Below are 24,300 nucleotides of genomic sequence, written 5' to 3'. Positions count from 1 at the left end.
CGTTTACTCATGTTCAAGTTGCGGCTCGGTGATAACTTCCACAATCCTGCGAGACCGAATGAAGCCGCCCAAATCTCCATTCATTCCATTGAAAAGTTCTACGAGTGCCCTTTGGTTTATTGGACATGTACGCAGTTCAATGATCTTCATATCGGGCAACAGTTGGTCTCTATCATCGTCTCTAATCAACGACGCGCGGAAGGTTACCAGATCCTCTCGCGCTTCTGCCTGCGAACTGTAGAACTGTCCCGCGGATTGATTAGGATCATCACCGTAAGTGTACGTATAAAGGGCGAAGCTATATTCGATTTCATGTTCGATATTAGCCATTGTCACGATTTCCAATTGAAGCATTTGCGGTACGCCCCCGCTCAATGCTCATTGACCCCTTGGTGATCGGGGAGTTGCAAACCGTGTTAGGCGGCCCTGTGGCCTTTAGCCGGAGGCCTGTTGCATACGCCACAGGCTCCCCGACCAGAAGGTCAAGGAGTGTGATGTTGTAACGGCCAACACCAACCGCTAACAGAGGTTTGCACGCCCCAAGGCAGCGCGTCACTGCCTTATGTTCACTCTAATATAACTGCCATCAGTTGTCTCTATTTTTTTGCCAACTACATCGCTCATCGACGAGCATCAATCGCGTCCAATCAATAGAATGAGCACCAACAGTGTTCATCACAAATGCACAATGCCGCGCCGCGAGAGGCTTATTAAATTGGACACAAGCCGAACTGGCGCGACGCCTCTCGATTAGTGTCGTTTCCGTTCGCGCCGTATGCGGCGTTCACGCCCCATTGATTTTTCAATTGCAGCGATCTGAGGCCGATCCTCGGCGGTCAAATGAGCTCACCGAAGAGTACCTGACGAGCTCATTGTGAGGCCTTGATGCGGGCGGCATAGGCCCATGGCATCAGGGCATCGATGTCCTTGGCGAGGTGGCCGTTTGCGAGGCGGGTGAAGAGATCGCACAGATAGGCGTAGGGCTCAACGCCGTTCATTTTACAAGTGCCGATCAGGCTGGCAAACCGGGCCCAATTGCGGCCCCCTTCATCGTGCCCCGCAAAGAGCGCGTTGCGGCGGTTCATGGCGGGTCGGCGGATCGCGTTTTCCACCAGGTTGGAATCGATATCGACGTGGCCGTCGTCCAGGAACAGCCGGAAGCCGTCCTGCCGCGTCAGCATATAGGCCAGGGCTTTTCCGAGGTCAGACTTGCGTGAGACGCGCTTGGCTTGCGCTGCCAGCCAGGTGAAGAACTCGTCCACCAGCGGGAGGGACAGGTCCTGTCGAACTGCCCGGCGATATTCGGGATCTGAGCCCCGGATACTGTCTTCGATCTTGTAGAGCGCGGCAATCTGCACCAGCGCCTCGTCGACGATGGGCGATCCACTCTTTGGCGTGGCCTTGATCAGCTTTCTGCGCCCGTGCGCCCAACAGAAAGCCAGCTTCAAGGGATCGCCACCCACCCGGTCCGACGTGGCGAGGTGAGAGTAACCACCGTAGGCATCCACCTGGATTGTCCCGTTAAACCCGTCGAGGATTTCAGCGGCATATTCTCCTTTGCGCCCAGGTCGATAATGGAACACCACGCCCGACGGCGCGGAGCCATTCCAGCCGCGATCGTCACGCAACACGGCCCATAGATAGCCGGTCTTCGTCTTGCCCCGCCCCGGATCCAACACCGGAGCCGTGGTCTCATCGACATAGAGCCGCGTGCTTTCCCACAGCAGCCGTTTGGCCATGTGGTCGACCACCGGTGCGATTTCGCTGCCCGTGCGCCCCATCCAATCGGCCAGGACCGTGCGGTCTATCGGCACCCCGTGTCGCGCCATGACCTCGGCCTGCCGGTTGAGCGGCATATGTTCGGAATGCTTGGAGACGACAATCTCAGCCAGAAGGGCTTCCGTCGGCCAGCTCCCTTCCAGCAGATGCGCTGGCGCTCTGGCCTGGATGACGCCCGTTCGACCCTTGGGGCATGCGTATTTCGGGCGGATCGTGACGATCACCTCGTAGCGCGCCGGAATCCGGTCGAGCCGTTCCGTCCGATCCTCGCCGATCCGGACCATGTTGCCGCAACCGCAGGGACAAACGATGCTCTCGGGCTCGATCACTCTCTCGACCCGCGGCAGGTGTTCGGGCAGCGCCCGGGCCTTACGCTCCTTGCGAGGAGCGACTTTTTCCGGATCGGATGCGCTGGCTTCGATCTTTTTCTCGACGGCGGCAATCCGCGCCTGTGTTTCGGCGATTGCCGTTTCAAGGTCTTCCAGCGCCAGTTCCATCTGCGCCGGATCGAGCTTTTCCGATTTCGGCCCGAACTTCGTGCGCCGATAGTCGTGAACCTGACCTTCAAGCTTCTCGACCAGTTCCTTCAGCTCGGCGATGAAGGCGTCCTTTTCGGCAACCACAGCCTGCTCGTGCTGACGTGCAGCACGCTCGACCGACAGTTCGAACTGCATCGCCGCAAACGCCTTCACCACCTCTGGCGGAAGGTCCGGAAACAGGCTGAGATCAAGGGGCGACGACATGCGGTCTTATAGCAAGACAGCACAAAAAATCCAAATAAAACAATGCAAAGGCAGCGGGATATTCACCCTGCCGCCGACGGCGCGCTCACCCGTTGCGCTATGACTCGTCGCCAGTCGAGCCCCTCGAATAACGCTTCGTATTGCCCCCTGGAAAGACGCATCGTCCCATCCTGCACCTTGGGCCAGGCAAAGCTTCCATGTTCAAGAATTTTGTAGGTCAGCACCATTCCGGTGCCATCCCACACCAGGATTTTGAGACGATCACCGCGCTTCGACCGGAAGATCACCGTAACCCCGGAATGCGGGTCGAGCTTCAACTCGGTCTGCACCATCAGAGCCAGCGCCTGATGCCCGCAGCGGAAGTCCACCGGCCGCGTTGCAATCAGGATCGGCAGTCGTTGGCCCGCGACGATCATGCCGTCCCTCGCATGGCGCGCACCAGAGCGGCCACACGTTCAACCGGCACATCGCCGGGAACCCGCATCACAACGTCCGGGCCGATCGTGAGCGTCAAGACTGACGAAACCGCCTCCCGCAGTTTCGGCGGCGCCAAAACATTCACCGCCTCGCTCGGCTCTGCCGCAATCGCCAAAGGCACAAACGCAGGCTCGGCATCGCCGCTCTCCGACAGGCCCGGCATAGACTCAAAAGGCAGCGTCAGAATGCCCTCGCGCACTTGCCGGCGCCACAAGGAAAGCTGGTGCGGAACAACGTCATGACGGCGCGCGACATCAACAACACGAACACCAGGCTCAAGGCTTTCCGCCACGATCCGCGCCTTCACATCATCTGGCCAACGCCGGTTTCCGCGGCGCGGCTCGACAACTTCGTAGCGCCCAACAAATCCATCATCTGCCATGCAAATCTCCAGATAGTCCTGGAAACCTTCTTGCACGCCCGGCCAGCCTCAAAATACAGCCAATCCAATGGGGCGGAGACGGCGCTTACTTCGCGCCTTTGAAAAGGGAGGAAGTTTCAGCTATGCATTTTTCGTCGCGCCCAGTTCATATAAGTCCAGGCTTCCTCGCCCTCTGACTTAACTTCCGTAATCTGCGTAGGCTCTAGTTTTATAACCGTCGGCCATCCCGGCAGGTTTTTCAGCCATTTATCGGCATAGACTGTCGGCTGGTAGCGATAGCCCTCATCAGCCATGATGGCGACAATTTTCTTATTGGGAGTTTTTTTTGCGTACCAACTTCCCACAAGAGCAGCAGCACCGCTGGTAGGACCAACATAGAGGGCACATTTACGATACAATCGGCGAGTTTCAGCAAAGGCTTGTAGAGCACCCACCCAATGAACATCATCAACCAAACAGTGATCAAGGTTCTCCGGCACGATACTGTTTCCAAGCCCCCTCAATAAGCGCGGGCCAGCTTTCTGCCCAAACAAAACGCTATTGTTCGTGTCAACCGCTATCGCACGCAATTGAGGATAAACTCGACGAAGATATCGTGTTGCGCCACAGAGCGATCCCCCAGATCCAACACAGCCGACCAGACAATCAACTTGCCCCAGACGATCCACAATGACTTCCGCCAGACGCGAATAGGCTGCAGGATTATCAGGATTGTCGTATTGTTTCGGCCAGAACGTATCCGGCTTGTCTTCAAGCACACGGTGTAGTTCTGAAAGACGACCCTCCTGGTTGCCTGTTCCCCCCGGGTCCTCAACCAGCCTCACTGCAGTGCCGAGTTGTTCCAATCGGGTTTTAAAACCACGATCCATAAGGCTTGTAGAGCTGACAATTGTAAGATGATAACCACGAACTGCGGACAACATAGCCAATGCGAGCGCAAAGGTTCCCGAGCTTGTCTCCACGATATCTCCGCCAGCCTTTATTAGCTTGTTTTCTTCTGCGCGATCCAAGATGTAGTGGGCCGGTAACAGCTTCATCAAGCGAAACTGGGCCGCATAGAAATTCGGGCTCAGCTCGATTATTTGAGGCGTCTCGTAACCGTGAAGAAAAGACGTTAAGTTCATAACGCCACCCGGAGCGGCTGCACATCGACGTTCACCGCGAACTGATGAATGCTCATAAATCCCTGCTCTGCAGCTTTTTTAAACGCGGCAGCGACCTTTTCCGTTACGTTCGGATCGCTGGCATCGAGCAAGAGCCCCATTAGATTACCACTATGAGCGACTTGCACACCAAGAGCGTCGCAATAGGCCGCTATTTGGAGAAGCTCCTCGAAATGTCGCTTTGGAAGATAACGTTGATTTATTCGAGCACTTGCTGTTGCGACGTGGCCGAGTAGAACGACATTCTGTTCAAGAATTGCCTTCCTAGCAAGGCCGCGCAAGACGCGAAAACTTTCAATTTCAGATCTATCATAGTGAGCTGGCACATATGTAAGTGTGTCGACGGGCTTATCATTCGGCGATATGAACCCCACGACGATCAGAGATGGAAACTCACCGGGAAGGTATTCTATCACGCGGCCTTCCCTGTGGGCGAAAAGTACAGCCTGTTCGCCGAATACGATAGAGTCGCTGGCTGTTTCGGCTGCAACCGCAAGGCGGCATATAACTGTTCTGCGCAGTTCCACGCCCATAGCAGCAGCAACTGCTCGAATCGTCGCAACAACATCTGCAGTTGATGATCCAAACCCTAGACTGACCGGAACATTCGTTTCAATCGTAAGGCACCCACCGCATTTTTTCTGCCCCAATAACTCGAATGTCAGCCGTGCCGCACGAGCAGCTTTATTCATGCCTGTGGGGCGAGTGCAGAGCTCGCCACCATCTTCGGGCCAAAAAGTTATAACGGATTCGAACGCTGAACATGGTAATGTGATCAACCCCCTATGGAGATGTCCAGCTTCATCAGGGAAAACTCCCTGCAATATCTCGCCATGATGAGCTATCGCGCGCCCGGTTCCAACAGTTGTCAATCGGGAAGCTCCAAGCAAAGGAGAAAAAATCCTATCGTAAGCGAATGATTGCGAAGAATGCATTGAATTTCCTCCGACATCTTATGAATTGAATATTATGCGGAGCAGATTTTTTGATGTCTTTCCTCTTTTTGAAGGAGTAAGTTTAACTTGACAGGCAGAAGCTGGTCTATGTCGTCCAGTGTAGTCACGAATATCCCATAGCCGTCAGACGGCTTTTTCAGGATCTCCCGGAATTTGTCGGGCGGCACTCATTCACGCACTCGTTGTTTAAAGAAACACATCAGCTTGAATGTTGGATGAGCCAGATGCTACCGAAAAAAGTTAGTGATACCGACAATCTGCAACATCGTTAGTGACCGCCCGAGCAACATCCAGCCGAGGGGTACCGCCCTCAGAGGACCGATGAAAAGAAGTGCAGAAACAACCGGAAATGCTAGGCACCCAATCTCGCGAAGCCAGAGAACGTAGTCAGATTTCAGCCGACCAGACCGCGCCAGATGAACCTCATGAGATTGAAATGCGTCGGAGCGGGTATGGAGCCACCAACAACTACGACAATTGGAAGCAGCAGAACACCACCGCAGTCAACTGCCACGCCGTAAAGGTGAGCGGCAACACAGATGGGTAGCCATTTGCGTGCCCAAGCACTCCTTGCCATACACGTAACACCAGTCAGATCGGCTTCCATGCCGATGGCGTCAACCACAGCGCTTGGTGTCAATACTGAGTGCACCGAGAATGAAAGAGCACAACCGGATCGGCACTGGCAAATTGAGAGGCCGCCGAGTTTACGTATCTTGTCTTTTTATCCCACACGTTAGCACACGGCCCCTAAACTCCGTGTCTTTCTCGATTTTTCCATTGAGCGCTTCGCTCGTGAAAAGATGCCCAAGACCTGAAGTCGCCTGGCTCTTTCTTTCACAGGGACTATAATACCGTCTGTTGTACGAAATGTTGCACGCCGCGATAGGTTGGACCAATAGCCACCTTTATGAATTCCAAATGCGCGATTTCGGCTTTGGTTTGCCGGACGAACAATGGGGATTGGTCCGCTAGAAACTCGCAGTTTCTCGTTGCTGTCGACAGCTCAGGACACCCGCGCGAAATCGTTCAAGTATCTTGGTAGCTTTGGAGACGGCTGGGAATACAGCGTCTAGACGAGCGCATGTCCCCTGCAGTCAGAGCGAAAGGCCGTTGCTCATCGAAGCGAATAAACTTCCCGCCCGATGACGTCGTTGGTCTGTGGGACGGTAACGAATTATGCGATGCACTTGCAAATCAGGCGCATAAACGACATACCAAACCCTTGAATGGTGCGGTTGCGCCCATCATGATCAAGCCGCCGTCAACTTCTCATAGCTTAGCAAAACCATTGAGGATCCAGTTGCAAATGGGGCTGAAGAATACGCTGCAAATCCTGAATGTCGGTTTGAATACGATGGCAGAATACCGACGTTCACCGCGTAAAGAGCTGGCGAAACAGTTCTTCTGAACGGCGCAGACCTTCATCCGTCAAGATCAATGACTTCGACTTGTTTACCGGATCACAGATCAGGCCTTTGTCATGCAACCGATCCGTCGTTGACCAGTCAAACCCCTTCCAGGCGCAACGCTCGTTGTGGAGCGTCAGCCACAGCAGGGCCAGAACCACGTCATCGATTTTGTCCTCATCTATCTCCATTCGTCAACAATACCACGCACAAGCGACATAGTCCTGCAGTTTTGAGCGCATGCGTCCGTTACAAACATATGACTGAAGGGACTATCGCAGGTTTTATCCATTCTTGTTCCATCTCATTTAAGTCGAGTTTATCGGTCGATGCTCTGTACCTGCTTGATGCTGCGCTGTCGGCGCTGCACAATTACCTTATCGCGCGCCTGCTTGCGAACGGTTTGCTGAAGAATTTTTAACCTGTTCCGCATTGCCTCAAAATCTGGACGCTGTGCTGACGAGACATGGTTGATGACCGTTTTCTCCCCACGCAAAATCGCATCACGTCCGAATCTAAGGTCAAGCGCCCGGCTAACCCGTTCAAACTCTTGATAGATGACGGCATCAAGCGAGTTGGCGGCAACATTGGGTTTGGCGCCCGTCGTCTTCGTGGCATCTATAAGCTTACGCAATGCATTTTCGGCAGCTGACGACATGCCCGGAATGGCGATTGCCATGCGTCGACGTTCCTCGGTGATTGATTTGATCTGGTTTTCAAGCGCCGTCCTATAAGACGAACCAAGTGACCGGATCTGACTTTCCGCATCACTCACGGCCTTAAGGGCGTTTCGTCGCTCGCGACCGATTGCCAACAGTCTATCCATGATACGATCAGATCCGCGAATTGCACCATAGGCTGAGGGTTCATTTGCGATGGCTCTAGCAATCCGCTCGCCAGGAAAACCCTTCAAGATAAGAACCTCGATCTGGTCGACAGCGCCAGCCGGGTCACGCCAGATGTGTTTGGCTATTTCAACCAAGGCTGCTCGATCATGACGATAGTGTGCAACGTCGCGCGCCCTCGCCCGAGCCTCATCTTCAACTGGTATTCGGAACTCCGTCACAGCAGCAAGCATGGGCAACAAGGCTCTCGTTTTCTTCCCCGGCTCCACGCTGGCGGCGGCAACCACCTGCGAACGGTCTTGCCGTTCAGCAAGTTTCTGTTCGTCGCAAAATCGGCGTATGGCTCCAAACAGATCGGTCAGTTTATCGCGTTTACCGGAATCAAAATCCTCCGGCATGCGTTCAATCATGTTGCGTTCGCCGACGGCATCAACATTTTTAGTAAAAGCAGTCCGGCCGAAGCGAGCCGTCAGCGCCTCATTGACTGCCTTTACCTCCTGAACCAGCAAACGATCTTCGACGGCATAAGCAAAAGCAATCTTGTAGGCATCCGGTCCACCGTGTTCTCGCACGTTTTCAATCTCGGTGAGGCGGGCCATTGCCGGCTTCGAGAGTGCCGGGATAGATAAGGCCATATATGAACGACGTTTTTCTTCGCGATTTTTGAAGTGCTCAGCCTGACGTCGGAATTCTGTCGCATGGGCTCGCACCAAGGGAGCTAGTTGCGACAGCGCGTTGAGTGCAGCCTTGCGGTCATTTCGGGTAATACGATCGTCGATCAGGCGACCCGATCCACGCAGATGGCCAAGATGCTGCAGATTATCGGCAAGCCGACGCGGCTCGACGCTGACATCCGATGCAAGTCCATTCAATGTGACCAAAGCGCTATCGGGATCACAATAGATCTTTTCCAAAAACGACCGGAGGACTACCTCCCGCTTCTTCCAGCGATCCGAACTGAGTTGAGCAAGCCTGGCATCTTCCTCTATGCTACGGACAAATCGGGTTGTCGGTGGAATAAGATAGACCCGCTCGATGGGGTTGTCAGCCGCACGCTTTTCACATCGCTCTTCATTATAGGAGACATTTTTCTCATGCTCGATCGTAAAGCCAAGCGCGACATTTGCTCGCTCCCAAAGTTTTGCCACCTGCTCACGCTTTTCCACAATCCATGACCATTGGCGCGCCACCTTATCTTCTATGTCTGCAGCCATCCCGGAAATTGTGTTGATACCGCGCCTGCGGGCAAAGTCGCGAACATGCGCCTGATAGTCGGCCTCGTTCTCGAAATCGAGCGTTGTGGTTTTTGCGCCTGAACGGCCAAGACGTTCAACCAACTGCCCAAAGAGTTCCGGGCGATGGCTTTCGCGCTCAATGCGCTCAAGACGCATGGCTGCGGTTTCGATCTGCTTTGCCGTCCAGACGTTTCGCTCCACCTGCCTTTCCTCGTAAGTTTTCTTTCCCGTTTCTTTGTTGAGGACAGGCATTGTGACCTTGACGATTTCAACACCGTCTTTTTTCAAAAGAACAGTATCGCCTTCCGATACGCCTGCGTCGGACAATGCCTTGGGCAAGCTGACGCCCCACAGCCGATGCACAGTTCCGTCATCAGTCTTCACGTCGGCATAAGGGCTTTCGTCAACATCATCGTCCTGCGGTCGGAACTTTGCCATGCCGGTCTCAACCAGTTCCCCAGTAACGCCCGCCGCATGGTCAATACGCGATTTCCCACCCCATTCCGCTTTCGGCCCAAAATCCTCACGTGCTGCATAAAGATCTGTCCGATCCCGATGTCGCGTCATCGCCACATAGGTCAGATGCTGATCCATCATGCCGGTGGCAAGCACGAAGGTCCGCTCGACAGTCGTTCCTTGCGCTTTATGGATGGTTGCAGCATAGCCATAATCAACATTTCGATAGCTATCCTCGCTTATAATAACGTCGCGACCGTTGTCTAGACGGACGGAAAGCAGCGCATCATCATGTCTGCCGCCAGTGGAAACGACAGTACCAAGCAGACCGTTCTTGACATATTGTGGGCCGAGCCCGGTTGCTCGCTTTTCAATAAATCTGGAATTTTCGAGGAAAATGATACGATCACCAACAGCAAATTCCCGCATACCACGTTCAGTTCGGAATTCCCGCGGCACCGTCAACGCGCTTTCCTTCTTCATTTCTTCACGAAGAGATTCGTTGAGGCGCCTCACGTCCTTGTTGGTATGGGCAAGCACGAGCAATTTGTCACAATATGAAAATGCACTTTCCTCTCCCCTTGATTGCTGGAGAAACGAGCGGCGTGCATCTGCCCAATCCGAAACCAGACGGCCGATAATCTCGTCGTGGGTTCGCGCTTCGACAAGGTGTCCATGCTTTACATATGCATCAAGACCTTTTTCGACTTCACCGCGTGCAAACAGATGTGAGGCGTCGCGTGCCCATCCTTCGCGCTGGCGACGAACACCAGCAAGTTCTGCAGAACCTATCCGCTCAGCAATAGCGCGGAACGCTGCCCCGGCCTGAATTGGTTGAAGCTGCATCGCGTCACCGACAAGGACGACTTTTGCTCCGGCATCCTTTGCTGCCTCCAACACACGGGCCATCTGCTGCGACGACACCATTCCTGCCTCTTCTATGACAAAAACATCGCCGCGTTTCAGCAAATCGCGTTCGTTCGCCCAGGCAAGTTCCCATGCGGCAAGAGTTCGCGATTTGATACCCGAACTTTCCTCCAATCCCTCGGCTGCCTTGCCAGCAAGCGCTGCACCCAAAACGCGATGATGTCCGCTTTCCCACGCAATACGTGCAGCGGAAAGAAGCGTCGATTTGCCCGCTCCGGCAAGACCAACAATGGCGGCAATAGCGCTGTCACCGGTGACATGATGGACAGCCTCAATCTGCTCCTGCTCAAGTCTGAAAGGCTTTTCAGGATCAGCCGTTTCGACGGCCCCCACCGCCGACGCCCTTTGTTTGTCAGCGATCCTGAAGCCGGTTCGCTTGGACAAAACCTCCGCCGAGCCAACCATGTCAAATTCTGTGCGCAAGATCTCTTGCGACGTAAAGACAGCCGGTTGCGCCACCTTACCAGTTTGCCGGTCAACTTGCTGAGGCCTTAACAACACCAGATTATTGGACACCATCACCCGTGTGCGGATACTGGCAAAATCGACTGGATCATCAACATAACGATGTAACGCTCTGGCGATGTCGCGTTCGTTGAAAGTGGAACGTTCGCGCTCAAGCTGCTTTAAAAGAAGTTCAGGCTCTAAAAGAAGCCGATCTGCCATTTCCTGGCGGCGAACAAGATCGGCCGGCGCGAAATACATCTCCATATTCTTGCGCGCCAAAGCAGCCTTCTCCGGTCCAAGATGCTTTTGCGCGATCCCATCGAGCCCCTGTTCGGCATAAGAGCGTCCGTCAAGACGAATGTCATGGCCAGCAAGCGCCAAATGCCGATTGGTCGTTTCCGCCCAGGCAATCTTCCACTCCTTCATCGTCTCCTTGTCACCGGCCCAGCGTGAGTAAACGATAGCACCGTTCGGGCGATCGGGCTTGATCACCCGCAACGGCTTGCCGTCGGGTCCAGATACCGCCACCATCTTGCTGCCAAACCCTTGTTCCGTCAGCGGTCTCAACGTCATCATCAGATGGATATGCGGATTGCTGTCCCTGTCGTGATAGACCCAGTCGGCAACCATGCCCTTTGCGGTCAGATTTTCCCTGATAAATTCGCGGACGAGCGCAATGTTTTCTGCACGCGTCAGTTCCTCCGGCAGCGCAATAACAAGTTCACGGGCAAGCTGTGCGTCCACCCGCTTCTCAAAAGCGTCGACCGCATTCCACAAAACCTCGCTTGCCGCGGCGACCGTCTTTCCTTCAATGGCTGTCGTCAGCCAGTTAGGGATCTCATCGGGAAGCGCCAGTTCCTCATGCTTGAGTTCATCAGCCCCGCCACGATAGCTAAATGAAGTTCCCGCCTGCTCGTCCATCATCCGTGCACGATGGCGATAGGCAGCAGCCGAGACAATACTGCGCCCCGCCCCTCTGCTGATCACCTGCGCTCTGACGAACATGATCGCCATGACACTCCTCCAGACCTCCAAAGAATGTCGTATCTCGGCACACGAGCTTTGATCGACATCGATTTATTAGACAGTTAAAACAGCCCTTACCGCACCAATAGTTGTAGACTTGCGCTTTATAACATATTTAACTATCTTTTTATATACAGTTAAATAAACGAGGGGCAAAGCGGTGAAATGGGAAGGAACCCAATAGATGGCAGGCAAAAATTCTATTCTTGATATCGACACGCAAATCGAGAAGCTGCACGAACGTAGAAAAGAACTACTGGTAAAGTCCGCCGAGCGCTTTGCGCGTGCAGCCACGAAATCCGGTTTGGCGGAAATGGACATCGCCGATACGGAGATCGATCAAATCATTAGTGAAATTACGACACGATTTCGCGAAAGGAAAAAAGGGAACAGCGGTGGCGCATCCGCTGCGTCGCATAGAAAGACAAATGGTGGGACTGGAGCGTCGACGGAGGTTCCTCGTGTCAGTTAAACGCAAGAAAGACCTTCGCAAAAAATACCTACTCGGCGAAATTGTCGTTCGTGCCGGTCTGTCGACGGCAGACCGGGCATTCCTACTAGGTGGCTTGCTAGAACTGGCGCGACTTTTACCGGATACGGCTGAGTTTCAGCGCTTGCGCAATCGCGGTGAAATGGCTTTCCGCGCAAAAGCATCAGATCCTCATTGGCAAGAAGAGCCGGATGCTGCGCAATGACGACTGGCGCAAAACCGCATCCAAGCCAATTGCTCGTCCTGGTGCCAATCGCTGTTTCCAGTTTAGCATTCTATATTGCCAACTGGCGTTGGCCGGAATTGGCCGCTGGCTTATCAGGGAAACCGCAATACTGGGCTTTGCGGGCGTCTCCTGTACCAGCCCTTATATGCGGCCCACTTGCCGGGCTCCTGACTGTCTGGATGTTGCCATTGCATCGGCGGAAACCAATCGCGCTGGCAAGTCTTGCCTGCTTCCTGCTAATAACTGGCTTCTACGCATTGCGCGAAATTACCCGTCTTTCCCCCTTCGTGGAAAGCCGGGCATTGAGTTGGGACCAGGCGCTGTCATACCTTGATATGATCGCGGTCGTCAGCGCCGTCATTGGCTTTATTGCCGCGGCTGTATCAGCACGCATTTCCAGTGTCGTGCCTGCACAGATAAAGCGGGCCCGGCGCGCAAGCTTCGGCGATGCAGACTGGCTGCCAATGCGGGCGCTAGCACGACTATTCCCGGAAGATGGCGAAATCGTCGTTGGCGAACGTTATCGCGTCGACAAGGAGCTCGTTCATAAACTACCATTCGATCCAAATGAACCAGCCACATGGGGACGCGGCGGCAAGGCACCGCTTCTTACCTACAAGCAGGATTTCGATTCCACCCACATGCTCTTCTTTGCCGGGTCAGGCGGCTACAAGACGACGAGTAATGTCGTGCCGACAGCGCTGCGCTACACTGGTCCGATCATCTGCCTTGATCCGTCAACTGAAGTGGCGCCAATGGTCATCGAATATCGTCGGAAGAAACTTCGGCGCGATGTCATGGTGCTCGATCCGAGCAATCCAGTCATGGGTTTTAATGTCCTTGATGGAATTGAAACATCGACAAAGAAGGAAGAAGACATTGTCGGCATCGCACATATGCTGCTTTCAGAAAGCGTGCGCTTCGAAAGCTCAACCGGTTCATTTTTCCAGAACCAGGCACACAATCTCCTGACCGGGCTTCTGGCCCATGTGATGTTGTCGCCGGAATTTTCCGACCGACGCAATTTACGCAGCCTGCGACAAATCGTTTCCGAACCCGAGACATCCGTGCTCGCCATGCTGCGAGAGGTTCAAGAGCATTCAGAATCTGCCTTCATTCGTGAAACACTTGGCGTCTTCGTCAATATGACCGAGCAGACGTTTTCAGGTGTCTATTCGACTGCATCGAAGGATACACAATGGCTATCTCTCAACAATTACGCTGCCCTCGTCTGTGGCGATAGCTTCAAATCCCCTGAGATCGCGACAGGCAAAAAGGATGTGTTTCTAAATATCCCTGCATCGATTCTGCGTTCCTATCCGGGGATCGGGCGTGTGATCATCGGCTCGCTGATCAATGCAATGATCGAGGCGGATGGTGCATTCCAGCGCCGTGCCTTGTTTATGCTCGATGAGGTCGATCTACTTGGCTATATGCGCATTTTGGAAGAAGCGCGTGATCGCGGTCGCAAATACGGCATCAGCATGATGCTGATGTACCAATCCGTCGGCCAGTTGGAACGCCATTTTGGCAAAGACGGTGCATTATCATGGCTCGATGGATGCGCCTTTGCAAGCTATGCAGCAATCAAGGCGCTCGACACCGCACGGAACGTTTCGGCGCAATGTGGTGAAATGACGGTCGAGGTGAAAAGCAGTTCACGCAATATCGGCTGGTATTCGAAAAGCAGCGCCTCGCGAAAATCCGAAAACCTCAATTTTCAACGTCGTCCGCTGATCATGCCGCATGAAATCACTCAGTCGATGCGCAAAGACGAGCAGATCATTATTGTACAGGGACACAGTCCAATCCGCTGTGGGCGCGCCATCTATTTCCGGCGAAAGGAAATGGACGAGGCCGCAGAAGTCAACCGGTTCGTCAAACGATAAAGGCCGCAAAACTGCGTTTCATTTAAAGTTTCCTCCCGTCCGGTTAAAGCGGCGAATCACAATGATACAAAAGCGTGATCTTCATCTCTGCTCGGGGGCCACGCTCCCCTGTCATGACCTTTCGTGGCAAACTAAGCGATAGGTGCCATGGCCATCTGGCAAACTGACCAGCAAATCTCAAACAAACCTGAACGAGATTGGTTTTTAGCGCCGCCTCTTCTTCAGGCTGGATCGCGGTGCTCAATGGTCAGACCAACCTTTCAACAATCGCCCCAACGATACATATTGAGATGATGCGAGCATCTTGTGAAACAAATATAACCTGATGACCAACTTTTCTTCCATGGAATCTGGCCCAAGCCGAATACATGTTTATTCAACCGCGAGCACCGCAACATTTCTTGAATTTCTTGCCCGATCCACATCGACAAGGATCATTGCATCCGACTTTTCAATATCGCTCTCAGTTCAGAGGTTAATTCACCACGTTCGGTTGCCGACATACTCCAGTAATCAGCGATGGCAACCATCACGTCAGGCAGCGCATAGCCGGTGCCATCCCATACCAGGATTTTCAGCCGATCTCCCCGTTTCGACCGGAAGATCACCGTGATCCCGGAATGTGGATCAAGCTTCAGTTCAGTCTGCACCATCAAGGCCAGAGCCTGATGACCGCAGCGAAAGTCCACGGGTTGCGTGGCGATCAGGATGGACAGTCGTTGGGTAATCCCCCCATCAATTAATCGGTTTTAAAAGTAGAATTTTCTCACAATGATTTTGGAGAAGATTCCAATGAAGACATCACGATTCAGCGACGCGCAGATCATGGCTATCCTGAAGCAGGCTGAGGACGGCATTCCTGTTGCACAGCTTTGCCGGGAGCATGGGATAAGCGATGCCAGCTTTTACAAGTGGCGAGCAAAGTTCGGTGGCATGGACGCATCCATGGTCAGCCAAATGAAAAGCATGGAGGACGAGAACCGTCGGCTCAAGAAGATGTATGCGGAATTGAGCATGCAAAACGATCTTCTGAAGGAAGCTCTTGGAAAAAAGCGCTGATGCCATCTCAACGCAAGGAGATGGCCATGCAAGCGGTCCAGACACATAATATCAACGTCGCGCTCGCGTGCCGGACGTTCGAGGTCAGCGAGACGTGCTATCGCTATGAACGTAAGCTAGGCAGCGAGAACGAAGAGATTGCCGACTGGCTTTTGCGCCTGACGACGGCGCACAAGGCATGGGGTTTTAGTCTGTGCTTCCCTTATCTGCGTAACATCAAGGGCTTTGGCTGGAACCACAAGAGGGTTTACCGTATCTACCGCGAACTGGAGCTCAATCTCAGGATCAAGCCCAGAAAGCGTCTGATCCGGGAGCGGCCTGAACCTCTGGCAGTACCAGAACAACCCAACCGGACCTGGTCGATGGACTTCATGGCCGATCAACTCGCTGACGGTCGCTCGTTCCGGACACTGAACGTGATCGATGACTTTAACCGCGAGGGGCTCGGCACTGAGGTCGATTTCTCATTACCAGCCGAACGGGTTGTCCGGTCGCTGAACCGCATCATCGAGTGGCGCGGAAAACCGGATATAATTCGTGTCGATAACGGCCCGGAATATATCAGCGGGACACTCTTGGCATGGGCGCAGAAGCGAAGCATCACCATCGCCCATATCCAGCCAGGTAAGCCGCAGCAAAATGCCTATATCGAGCGTTACAACCGCACGGTTCGGCATGAATGGCTGGGATGTTTCATGTTCGATACCATCAAGGAGGTGCAGGATTACGCCACACGCTGGCTCTGGACATACAACAACGAGCGACCCAATATGGCTATCGGCGGCATCACGCCGAGGCAGAAACTGAAACTAGCAGCGTAAATTCTACTGAATGGCGCCGTTAAAAACGGGGAGATTACCCTTCCAAGCTCATTGTTTTTACAGCAGACCGGAACTTACTCGTATCACTATTCATCATCTCGTTCCTATTGCCATTGCTTTCGCGTCTTGGCTGGAGATCACGACAAACAGTTGCCTCAACGAGCCTTTGTCAATCGCGAACTGGATCTCTTCCTCTGCCCATCAGCTCTCACATTCAAGACGAGCACTCTCCAAATCAGGCAAGAAGCCGTTAATCATGCTGGTGAAAACCTGTTCAGTCCGCTATTCAGATTTCAGCTATGCATTAATCGAATGGCTTTTATTTCATGGCATCCAAAACGACGCTCAATGCAAAAAATCTCGAAGCACTCGGCGTAGAGAAACTGGCTGAACTGCTGATCGAAATCAGTACCGGAAATGCCAACCACAAGCGACGTCTTCGAATGGAACTTGCTGGTAACTCTAGCGGGGAAGAATTGGCCAGGGAGGTTCGCAAACGTCTCAGCAGTATCGCTCGCGCCAAGAGTTGGATCGACTGGCAGAAAGTCAAGACGGTCAAATCCGATCTGGAAACCCAGCGTAAAACAATCGTCGAAAAAATAGCTCCGACGAATCCCGATGAGGCTTTCGAACTCATATGGCAGTTTTTGTTGTTAGGAGATTCTATTTACGAACGCACACATGACGGTAGCGGATTGCTCACCGAAAGCTTTCATCAGGCAATTGATGACGCAGGACGGATAGCTGGACAGGTCAAGATTTCCACGGAGAGCCTTGTCGGGCGAATTTATGCAGCACTCCAGAATAACAATGGCTACAGTCAATTCGACAGATTGATCCCATCCATGGTACCGGCCCTTGGCGAAGAAGGGCTGCGGCAATTGCAGCAGCTATTCGAAGGCGGAACGAAGACACGCGACACGAAACGAACCAACGAAAGCAGACAACTGACAGGGCTGAGCTCAAACGAGCCTGTTTATCGTGACGATGTCTATGCGAGTAGCGCATTCTTCACAGCAAAAGTGTCCTTGCAGCAAATCGCTGACGCGTTAGGTGACGTGGATCTGTATATCGCTCAGCATGCCGAGCACACGCATATTGTCCCCACAGTAGCGACAGAGATCGGCAGGAGGCTGGTTTCGGCAGGGCGAGCCGAGGAAGCTTTGAGAATCCTTGACAAGGCACAAATCGGTGAGCGGTATCAAGTTCCCTACGATTGGCAGGCGACACGAGCCGACGCTCTTGAAATGCTCGGTCGTGGTAAAGAAGCACAACAGTTTCGCTGGCAATGCTTTGAACAGTCTCTCGATGACGAGATGCTGAAGGAATTTGTGCGCCGATTACCGGATTTTGACGATGTGGAGGCTGAGGAAAAGGCATTTGCATACGCTCAGACCCATCCCGATGTCCAGCAGGCATTAATACTCTTTTTGAACTATCCTTCTCCTGCCGAAGCAGCCAAATTGGTAATGCACCGAGCCGCCGGACTAGATGGTGATCGTTACGAATTGCTCTCTCCTGCAGCAGAAGTGCTAAGCGCAAAATATCCACTGGCAGCGACCCTCCTTCTGCGTGCCATGATCGACTTTACACTCAATTATGCTCGCTCCAGTCGTTACAAGCACGCGGCGCGACATCTCATGGAATGTGCGTCTCTGGCACATCAGTTAGAAGAGTTCGCAGAGTTCAAAACGCATGATGACTACGTTGCGGATCTGAAAAAGGTGCATGGTCGAAAGCATGGCTTTTGGAGCCTGATGCGGTAGTTATCTTTCCCCTTGATGTCCAAAAATCGCTCGCATTTGGCGATTTCCAAGCTGGATTGAAGGTTTCCGCTGATTGGAGAAAAGAGGCCAGCGATGAGGAGAGCTATTTATCGCTAAAGATGATAAGCGTCTCACAGCACAGTTTGGAAGGTAGCTGATCTGGCTACTCGCCTTAAACACCTAATGCATCAAGCGCAATCTGCCGAGCACGGCGCGCGGTTTCCTCGTCGCAAATGAGTACATTGCCGGTGCCGGAGAGCAGCGCGGCAGCAAGCGCTTCTGCCTTGTTAAGCCCGCCCGACGCGAACACCACAGTCGGCACGCTTTTTAGGGTCTCGAATGACGGCGCTATGGCGCGCCGGTTGATCGGATGGTCGATGGGCTTACCATTCCGGTCAATAAACTGCGCGACTATATCGCCGCAGGCACCAGCTGCAATCAGTTCATCCAACGAAACGTCACTCGGCAATCCGTAGCGGATTAGCAGCGAACGCATCGTCAAGTCGCCAATACTGACAAGGATGATGTCGTTCTTCCTGATCCGCTCAAAAGCGCTTTCGAACACGTCCTGACTGACAATGGCGTCGCGAGATTGGGGGCTGCCAGCGTAAATCGGCGCGGCGAGATAAGCGCATTGCGCATTGAGCTGTCGCGCCAGATCACTCGCAATATCGAAGGTGTTGATCTCGATGCCGTGCGTGAGACCGCCGAGGACGGAATTAACGGAAACATCGGGCCGTTTCAGCTTAGGCATGTGACGCACCATCTCGCGCAATGTCGCGCCCCACCCCACGCCGATCCCCGATATGTCGGTGGTGTTCAGCTGGTCTACGAGATAATCGGCGGTCGCCTGTCCCACCAGCACCGGCACCAGATCAGGATTGTCGGGCGTCGGCACGATACTGGCGTGGCGCAACGAAAAATCGGCGACGAGCTGTCGCTCCAATTCTACGCATGACACCAGTCGCGAGTTCAACGTGATCGTCACCAGCCCCGACCGGCGCGCCTCGGCGATAATCTTGTTGATGCGCAGGCGATTGGTGGAGAAGGCCTGCGCGATTTCTCCCTGTGTGCGACCTTCCATGAAATATTGCCAGACAACGCGCATCTGCATCTGTTCTTCAGAGAGCGCAGCTGGACCGTTCAACAAAGGCTTTCCGTTCATCCTCAGAACCTCATTTGCCAACCGGGCCTCGCCAGGCGGACCCTCTGCCTGTCTGCTTTGGTGTAGCAGCGCTTGTCCTGCACGGAAAGATAGCGACCGTTAGAATGTACGGGACAAATCGCTGATTCCACGGTTTCAATATCGAGTATATTTACATCTGTAATTAAACGTTGACAACTGTTTCAACCTATCTAGACTGAATGTCGTCAGAGTTGAAGCACTACCGGGAGGAAAGAGCGATGCGGCCGGAAATCAAAAGGGCAAAACGACATCGACCTATCCCGTACGATATGCGGCCTTGCTTTCCTGCCGTCCATCCAATGCCCTTCATGCAGGGATGATTGCCATGACCGACACAACATCAGCAGGCTTGGATGCTCTTGAAAATATTGCTCTCATTATTTTTGACTGTGACGGGGTGCTGATCGACAGCGAGCCCATCGCCAGCCGGACACTTGCCGAAATGCTGCGCAATGCCGGCATGTCCATCACGGATGAGGAGGCGCATGTCAGGTTCACCGGCCATTCAGAACCGGCTATCCGCAGGATCTGTGCGGAAGAATTAGGCATGGTCGACGTCGATGTCCATTTCTCCGCCTGGCACACGCGCCTTTATGAGGAATTTGGGCGTTCGCTCACATCGATGCCCGGCATTGATGCGGTGGTCAAAAGCGTGAAGCGGCCCAAATGCGTTGCCTCGAACAGTTCCATCGAGCGCCTCAAAAGCAGTCTGGGCAAGCTTGATTTGTGGCAACATTTCCATCCCGCAGTGTTCAGCGCCCAGATGGTGGCAAGACCCAAGCCTGCCCCGGATCTTCTTTTGCATTGCGCTGAACAATTCCACGTCAAGCCGGAGCATTGCGTGATGATCGACGACAGTTCGCACGGCGTCCTCGCCGCCAATGCAGCAGGCATGACTGCGATCGGATTTGTCGATCCAGCAGATCCGCGTCCCGATCGGGCTTCGCTTCTCAAGGCCAGCGGCGCTGCTTTCGTGGTCAACGGAGCCGCAGAGTTACCGGCTGCGATAACCGCTGCCAATATCCTCATCGGTGAACATGACAGACCGACCGATCACAGCGTTACATTTGCAAAGCCACACCAACAGTTGTAAACTTTTTTCGATGCGGTGAATTGATCTGATCAGTTTGCAATCAGGGGAATGAAAGAATGGTCCGCGTCATACAGATTTCAGACACGCATCTTGGACGCCACAAGGCGCATTTCGTGGAAAACTGGCGGCCTTTGAAAAACTGGCTTGCCAGTGAAAATCCCAAACTCATCATCCATTCCGGCGATATCAGCGTGGACGGCGCGGATGTTGAGGACGATTTTGCCTTCTGCCGCGAAGTGATGGTCGACCTGCCCGCCCCGATGCTGGTTGTTCCGGGAAACCACGATGTCGGCGAACCGCAAAGCGCACATCAGCCGGCCAACGAACATCGTCTGGAACGCTGGAACCGACAGTATGGCGCAGATTTCTGGGCAAAGGATGTGGGAAACTGGCGCCTTCTCGGGTTCGATTCCATGATCTTAAGTTCCGGTCTTGCGGCGGAAGAAGCGCAGTTTCACTGGCTGGAACGACAAATGGAGAGCGCGGACGGCCGCCGCATCGCATGGTTTACCCACCAACCTTTGTTTATCAATGGCTGGGAGGATATCGACAACGGCTATTGGTCGGTAAAGCGGGAACCGCGCACCCGGCTGCAGCGCCTCACGCAGCGTTTCGGTGTCGATCTTATCGCCAGTGGTCATCTTCATCTCTCACACGATTTCATTCTCGACGGCGTCCAGTTCGTCTGGTGTCCGTCAGCCGCCTTCGCGGTTGGTCCACACATGCAGCCGCCTTTGGGCGGCGAAAAACAGCTTGGGGCCGTACGCTACGATTTCTCGGAAACAGGTTTCAGCTTTACGCGTGTACATCTGCCGGAACTGAAGATGATGTGGATCGATGACGTTGTGCACGAGGTTTACCCCCCACGATAGTTTGGGCGGGCGACGAATGCTGGAGGAGAGCTTTTGTCCCAGGTTGATATCCAAAACATCAGCAAATCGTTCGGAAGCCTCAAGGTGCTGGACGACATTAATATTTCGATCCGAGACGGGGAATTTCTTACCCTCGTTGGGCCTTCGGGCTGCGGCAAGTCGACACTCGTGCGCATCATAGCCGGCCTGGAAAGCCAGTCGGCAGGTACGATCAGCGTGGACGGCGCATCGGTGAACCACCTGCGCCCGCATGAGCGCAAGCTGTCGATGGTGTTCCAGAGCTACGCGCTTTATCCGCATATGACGGCTTTCGACAACATCGCTGTTCCCCTCACAGTAGAAAAACTCAGCCTGTTGGAGCGCATTCCGCTGATCAAACATCTCTCGCCGCGCCGCAAAAGGCTCACACAAGAGATTGCAAAACAGGTCGAAGCCGTGGCCGGCCAGTTGAAGATCGAGGCGCTGCTTGGCCGCAAACCTGCGCAGCTTTCTGGCGGGCAGCGCCAGCGCGTGGCGCTCGGCCGGGCGATGGTCCGCCAGCCGCGTGCCTTCTTGATGGACGAACCGCTATCCAATCTGGATGCGAAACTGCGCGTCCACATGCGCACAGAACTAACTGAACTGCACAAGCGCATGGGCGCGACTTTCATCTATGTCACACACGACCAGATCGAAGCCATGACCATGTCGGACCGTGTCGCAATGATGGACGGCGGCAAGGTGCAGCAGCTCGGGACGCCGACGGAACTTTATGAGGACCCGGCCAATCTGGAAGTGGCCCGCTTCATTGGCAGCCCAACAATCAATACCATGCCCGCATCGATTGGACCGGCCGGCCGTGTGGAAATACACGGTCGGCCGCTTGGCATCGCCGTCAACCTGCCGCAAGGCGAGAGCGTGACCATCGGCATCAGGCCGGAGGCGCTCGACCTGCGTTCGCCCAAGCAGGCAGCTGCAGGCCAACCGATCATCGACGCACGCCTGCGCCGCACGGAAAATCTCGGCGCCGAATTTCTCCATCACCTCGACCTGACCGGCACGGACGCCACTGGCTTCATCATGCGCACAACATCACCGCACGAAGACATCCACGAAGGCGACGCCGTGCGACTGACCTTCGACCCCACGCTTTGCCATATTTTCGGCCCCGACGGACGGCGGGCCGGAAAAACGCATGTGCTCTTGTCAGACGACGATTCCGGGAGGGCAAAACATGGCTCAACGCGTTGAACCGGCCCTTGGACAAAGGCTTGGCCGGCGAGAATTCGTCGAGAAGCTGACAGGGCTTGGCCTGGCGGCACCCGCATTCATGCTGCTCTTGCTGCTCCATATCGTGCCGCTGATTGTCTTGGTGGTGCTCAGCCTCACCGATTATCAGCTTGGCGACCTGACGCTGTCATTTACCGGCCTCAAGAATTTTTCCAATGCCTTGCACGACGAGACCTTCCGTCGATCGCTCTTCAACACGTTCATCTACGTGGCCTTCGTGGTTCCCGGATCAGTGGGGCTCGGCCTCCTGTTCGCCCTCCTCATCCATGGCCGAACGCGTAGCCGCGCAATCTATGAGGTCATCTTCTTCCTGCCGGTCACGGCAACACTTATTGCCATGGCATCAGTATGGAAGTTCCTGCTTCATCCAAGCCTTGGCCCAATCAATGCGATTATTGTTGCCCTGGGCTTCCAGCCCGTCAATTTCCTCAGCGACCCCGCCTATGCGCTGCCGACGCTGGCGGTCATTGGAATCTGGCAACTGGTCGGCTTCAACATGGTGCTGTTTTTGGCCGGTCTCTCGGCGATCCCCAAAGACCTATATGAAGCCGCTGATATTGATGGCGCGGCTGGCGTGATCGATCGTTTTCTGACCGTGACCTGGCCGATGCTTGGGCCGACGACCATGTTCGTCCTCATCACCACATCCATCACCGCCTTCAAGGTCTTTGACACGGTAGTCGCGATCACGCGAGGGGGCCCACAAGATTCCACCAATGTGATCCTTTATGCGATCTATCTGGAAGGCTTCCAGTATTTCTCGACCGCCTATGCCGCAGCTCTGACTCTGGTGTTTTTGGCATTCATCCTGATCTTTTCGGGCATCCAGACCTTTTTCATAGACAGGAGGGTGCACTATTGACACCGATACCGGACATGAAAGCACAAGCCGCAAGCCCGCCTGCCCGCAGCCTCTCGGGGCTGAAACGGGGGCTTGGCTTCATCGCGGTCCACACCATCTTGATCGTGGGCGCAATCTTTATCGTCATGCCCTTCGTCTGGATGCTGGTTACATCAATCAAACCACCAAATGAGATATTCAGCGCTCAGTTGCGGTTATGGCCAACGCAGTTTTATGGCGTGGAAAATTACAGCTTCGCGCTTGAAAGCGCTCCGTTGCTGCGCTTTGCACTGAACGGCGTCATTGTGTGCAGCGGTATCCTTCTGGTCCAGTTGATTGTCGCAATCCCGTGTGCCTACGCACTGGCCAAGCTGAAATTTACCGGCCGCAACCTTTTCTTCGTTCTGATCCTGCTAGCACTGGCGATCCCCATCCAGGTGCCAGCGCTTCCCCTTTATATCGCTCTGGCCTGGGCTGGCCTGCTCAACAGCTATTTCTCGATGATGCTGCCGTTTTTCCTGTCGGCCTTCGCCATATTCCTGTTCCGGCAGTTTTTCAGGAGCTTTCCCGACGATATCATCAATGCCGCACGACTTGATGGCATGGGCGAGCTTGAAATCATCTGGCGCATCGTCACGCCGAGCGCCATGCCGGCAATCGCCGCTTTCGCGGTATTCTCGATCGTCGCGCATTGGAACGACCTTTACTGGCCGCTCATCGTCATTTCCGACAATCAGCTCGCTCCGCCACCGCTTGGCATGCTGCTCTTCGCAGACGCGGAAACTGGCTCGAATTATGGAGCCCTGACGGCGGCCGCCACCATGCTTACAGCCCCGCTCGTGATCTGCTTCCTGATTGCGCGCAAGCGTTTCATCCAGGGCATCACCATGACCGGTGTCAAATAAGAAGCCTCAATAAATAAACGTCTTAATCCAGGGAGGAA

Annotated in this window: 22 protein-coding genes; 11 read left to right on the top strand and 11 right to left on the bottom strand. The window is 54.1% G+C overall.

Features of this window, described 5'->3' with window-relative positions:
- Positions 1-3: 3 nt before the first annotated feature.
- From ABDF71_RS04575 to ABDF71_RS04545, 7 genes are all read right to left on the bottom strand, one after another.
- The gene (locus ABDF71_RS04575) at positions 4-330 is read right to left on the bottom strand and encodes a hypothetical protein (protein ID WP_040129701.1); all 327 of its coding nucleotides are present in this window, start codon (positions 328-330) and stop codon (positions 4-6) included.
- Between the two features lie 539 nt (positions 331-869).
- Complete coding sequence (gene tnpC / locus ABDF71_RS04570; protein WP_151615790.1) at positions 870-2,522, bottom strand: IS66 family transposase; 1,653 nt, start codon at positions 2,520-2,522, stop codon at positions 870-872.
- A 62-nt stretch (positions 2,523-2,584) separates the two neighbouring features.
- Positions 2,585-2,938: an IS66 family insertion sequence element accessory protein TnpB gene (tnpB, locus tag ABDF71_RS04565; protein WP_012090913.1), complete on the bottom strand. Its 354-nt coding sequence runs from the start codon at positions 2,936-2,938 to the stop codon at positions 2,585-2,587.
- On the bottom strand, positions 2,935-3,381 hold the full coding sequence (gene tnpA, locus ABDF71_RS04560) for an IS66-like element accessory protein TnpA (protein ID WP_094513458.1): 447 nt from the start codon (positions 3,379-3,381) through the stop codon (positions 2,935-2,937). The genes tnpB (ABDF71_RS04565) and tnpA overlap by 4 nt, the downstream gene beginning before the upstream one ends.
- Positions 3,382-3,497: 116 nt before the next feature.
- Positions 3,498-4,505, bottom strand: a complete 1,008-nt coding sequence (locus ABDF71_RS04555; RefSeq protein WP_012090911.1) for a PLP-dependent cysteine synthase family protein — start codon at positions 4,503-4,505, stop codon at positions 3,498-3,500.
- Complete coding sequence (locus ABDF71_RS04550; RefSeq protein ID WP_012090910.1) at positions 4,502-5,479, bottom strand: GHMP family kinase ATP-binding protein; 978 nt, start codon at positions 5,477-5,479, stop codon at positions 4,502-4,504. Before ABDF71_RS04550 ends, ABDF71_RS04555 begins: the two co-directional genes overlap by 4 nt.
- A gap of 415 nt (positions 5,480-5,894) precedes the next feature.
- Positions 5,895-6,140, bottom strand: coding sequence for a hypothetical protein (locus tag ABDF71_RS04545; protein WP_143851059.1), 246 nt, complete (start codon positions 6,138-6,140; stop codon positions 5,895-5,897).
- 444 nt (positions 6,141-6,584) lie between these two features.
- Here ABDF71_RS04545 and ABDF71_RS04540 point away from each other — a divergent pair, with 444 nt between their 5' ends.
- Positions 6,585-6,911 carry a hypothetical protein gene (locus tag ABDF71_RS04540; protein WP_151662750.1) on the top strand — a complete coding sequence of 109 codons (327 nt, stop codon included), beginning with the start codon at positions 6,585-6,587 and terminating at the stop codon, positions 6,909-6,911.
- Here the strand turns inward: ABDF71_RS04540 and ABDF71_RS04535 are convergent.
- Both ABDF71_RS04535 and traA read right to left on the bottom strand, forming a co-directional pair.
- Entirely contained in the window at positions 6,876-7,100 is a 225-nt protein-coding gene (locus ABDF71_RS04535) for a DUF6429 family protein (protein ID WP_012090909.1), read from the bottom strand. The two genes, ABDF71_RS04540 and ABDF71_RS04535, sit on opposite strands and share 36 nt — an antisense overlap.
- A 128-nt stretch (positions 7,101-7,228) precedes the next feature.
- Positions 7,229-11,833: a Ti-type conjugative transfer relaxase TraA gene (traA, locus tag ABDF71_RS04530; RefSeq protein ID WP_151662749.1), complete on the bottom strand. Its 4,605-nt coding sequence runs from the start codon at positions 11,831-11,833 to the stop codon at positions 7,229-7,231.
- A 196-nt stretch (positions 11,834-12,029) separates the two neighbouring features.
- Between traA and ABDF71_RS04525 the strand changes: the two genes are divergently transcribed.
- From ABDF71_RS04525 to traG, 3 genes are read left to right on the top strand one after another with little or no spacing between them, the layout of a single operon-like run.
- Positions 12,030-12,317: a TraC family protein gene (locus ABDF71_RS04525; RefSeq protein ID WP_012090907.1), complete on the top strand. Its 288-nt coding sequence runs from the start codon at positions 12,030-12,032 to the stop codon at positions 12,315-12,317.
- A complete protein-coding gene (locus ABDF71_RS04520) occupies positions 12,307-12,540 on the top strand; it encodes a conjugal transfer protein TraD (RefSeq protein WP_012090906.1) in 234 nt (77 codons plus the stop codon). Before ABDF71_RS04525 ends, ABDF71_RS04520 begins: the two co-directional genes overlap by 11 nt.
- Entirely contained in the window at positions 12,537-14,450 is a 1,914-nt protein-coding gene (gene traG / locus ABDF71_RS04515; protein ID WP_151662748.1) for a Ti-type conjugative transfer system protein TraG, read from the top strand. The genes ABDF71_RS04520 and traG overlap by 4 nt, the downstream gene beginning before the upstream one ends.
- 434 nt (positions 14,451-14,884) lie before the next feature.
- Here traG and tnpB (ABDF71_RS04510) read toward each other — a convergent pair whose 3' ends face one another.
- A complete protein-coding gene (tnpB, locus tag ABDF71_RS04510; RefSeq protein ID WP_500061651.1) occupies positions 14,885-15,154 on the bottom strand; it encodes an IS66 family insertion sequence element accessory protein TnpB in 270 nt (89 codons plus the stop codon).
- An 88-nt stretch (positions 15,155-15,242) separates the two neighbouring features.
- Here tnpB (ABDF71_RS04510) and ABDF71_RS04505 point away from each other — a divergent pair.
- Positions 15,243-16,330, top strand: a protein-coding gene (locus tag ABDF71_RS04505; RefSeq protein WP_151662746.1) for an IS3 family transposase whose coding sequence is annotated in 2 segments (ribosomal slippage) — positions 15,243-15,504 and positions 15,504-16,330 — 1,089 coding nt in all. Because the reading frame shifts where the segments join, the coding sequence is not laid out codon by codon here.
- 326 nt (positions 16,331-16,656) lie between these two features.
- Positions 16,657-18,096 (top strand): DUF6880 family protein, encoded by a 1,440-nt coding sequence (locus ABDF71_RS04500; RefSeq protein WP_151662745.1) that lies wholly within the window; start codon positions 16,657-16,659, stop codon positions 18,094-18,096.
- Between the two features lie 172 nt (positions 18,097-18,268).
- On the opposite strand, the gene ABDF71_RS04495 is transcribed toward ABDF71_RS04500, so the two are convergent.
- Complete coding sequence (locus ABDF71_RS04495) at positions 18,269-19,261, bottom strand: sugar-binding transcriptional regulator (RefSeq protein ID WP_125302009.1); 993 nt, start codon at positions 19,259-19,261, stop codon at positions 18,269-18,271.
- A 346-nt stretch (positions 19,262-19,607) separates the two neighbouring features.
- Between ABDF71_RS04495 and ABDF71_RS04490 the strand changes: the two genes are divergently transcribed.
- Genes ABDF71_RS04490 through ABDF71_RS04470 form a run of 5 tightly spaced genes read left to right on the top strand, consistent with a single transcriptional unit; the run spans position 19,608 to position 24,262 of the window.
- Positions 19,608-20,375, top strand: coding sequence for an HAD family hydrolase (locus tag ABDF71_RS04490; protein ID WP_500061134.1), 768 nt, complete (start codon positions 19,608-19,610; stop codon positions 20,373-20,375).
- A 56-nt stretch (positions 20,376-20,431) separates the two neighbouring features.
- On the top strand, positions 20,432-21,247 hold the full coding sequence (locus tag ABDF71_RS04485; RefSeq protein ID WP_012090899.1) for a metallophosphoesterase family protein: 816 nt from the start codon (positions 20,432-20,434) through the stop codon (positions 21,245-21,247).
- Between the two features lie 33 nt (positions 21,248-21,280).
- Entirely contained in the window at positions 21,281-22,477 is a 1,197-nt protein-coding gene (locus ABDF71_RS04480) for an ABC transporter ATP-binding protein (protein WP_151615794.1), read from the top strand.
- Entirely contained in the window at positions 22,461-23,378 is a 918-nt protein-coding gene (locus tag ABDF71_RS04475) for a carbohydrate ABC transporter permease (protein WP_012090897.1), read from the top strand. The genes ABDF71_RS04480 and ABDF71_RS04475 overlap by 17 nt, the downstream gene beginning before the upstream one ends.
- Entirely contained in the window at positions 23,375-24,262 is an 888-nt protein-coding gene (locus tag ABDF71_RS04470) for a carbohydrate ABC transporter permease (RefSeq protein ID WP_125302017.1), read from the top strand. Before ABDF71_RS04475 ends, ABDF71_RS04470 begins: the two co-directional genes overlap by 4 nt.
- Positions 24,263-24,300: the final 38 nt, after the last annotated feature.

The sequence above is a fragment of the Ochrobactrum sp. WV_118_8 genome (assembly GCF_039631535.1).
GTDB classification, from domain to species: domain Bacteria; phylum Pseudomonadota; class Alphaproteobacteria; order Rhizobiales; family Rhizobiaceae; genus Brucella; species Brucella anthropi.
The sequence above is the reverse complement of the archived record's forward strand: the minus strand, read 5'-3'. Positions and strand labels throughout refer to the sequence as shown.

Excerpts from the sequence above, each read along its gene's own strand:
- ABDF71_RS04575 (WP_040129701.1), bottom strand. The coding sequence starts at position 330 with ATGGCTAATATCGAACATGAAATCGAATATAGCTTCGCCCTTTATACG.
- tnpC (WP_151615790.1), bottom strand. The coding sequence starts at position 2,522 with ATGTCGTCGCCCCTTGATCTCAGCCTGTTTCCGGACCTTCCGCCAGAG.
- tnpB (WP_012090913.1), bottom strand. The coding sequence starts at position 2,938 with ATGATCGTCGCGGGCCAACGACTGCCGATCCTGATTGCAACGCGGCCG.
- tnpA (WP_094513458.1), bottom strand. The coding sequence starts at position 3,381 with ATGGCAGATGATGGATTTGTTGGGCGCTACGAAGTTGTCGAGCCGCGC.
- ABDF71_RS04555 (WP_012090911.1), bottom strand. The coding sequence starts at position 4,505 with ATGAACTTAACGTCTTTTCTTCACGGTTACGAGACGCCTCAAATAATC.
- ABDF71_RS04550 (WP_012090910.1), bottom strand. The coding sequence starts at position 5,479 with ATGCATTCTTCGCAATCATTCGCTTACGATAGGATTTTTTCTCCTTTG.
- ABDF71_RS04540 (WP_151662750.1), top strand. The coding sequence starts at position 6,585 with ATGTCCCCTGCAGTCAGAGCGAAAGGCCGTTGCTCATCGAAGCGAATA.
- ABDF71_RS04535 (WP_012090909.1), bottom strand. The coding sequence starts at position 7,100 with ATGGAGATAGATGAGGACAAAATCGATGACGTGGTTCTGGCCCTGCTG.
- traA (WP_151662749.1), bottom strand. The coding sequence starts at position 11,833 with ATGGCGATCATGTTCGTCAGAGCGCAGGTGATCAGCAGAGGGGCGGGG.
- ABDF71_RS04525 (WP_012090907.1), top strand. The coding sequence starts at position 12,030 with ATGGCAGGCAAAAATTCTATTCTTGATATCGACACGCAAATCGAGAAG.
- traG (WP_151662748.1), top strand. The coding sequence starts at position 12,537 with ATGACGACTGGCGCAAAACCGCATCCAAGCCAATTGCTCGTCCTGGTG.
- ABDF71_RS04500 (WP_151662745.1), top strand. The coding sequence starts at position 16,657 with ATGGCATCCAAAACGACGCTCAATGCAAAAAATCTCGAAGCACTCGGC.
- ABDF71_RS04495 (WP_125302009.1), bottom strand. The coding sequence starts at position 19,261 with ATGAACGGAAAGCCTTTGTTGAACGGTCCAGCTGCGCTCTCTGAAGAA.
- ABDF71_RS04490 (WP_500061134.1), top strand. The coding sequence starts at position 19,608 with ATGACCGACACAACATCAGCAGGCTTGGATGCTCTTGAAAATATTGCT.
- ABDF71_RS04485 (WP_012090899.1), top strand. The coding sequence starts at position 20,432 with ATGGTCCGCGTCATACAGATTTCAGACACGCATCTTGGACGCCACAAG.
- ABDF71_RS04475 (WP_012090897.1), top strand. The coding sequence starts at position 22,461 with ATGGCTCAACGCGTTGAACCGGCCCTTGGACAAAGGCTTGGCCGGCGA.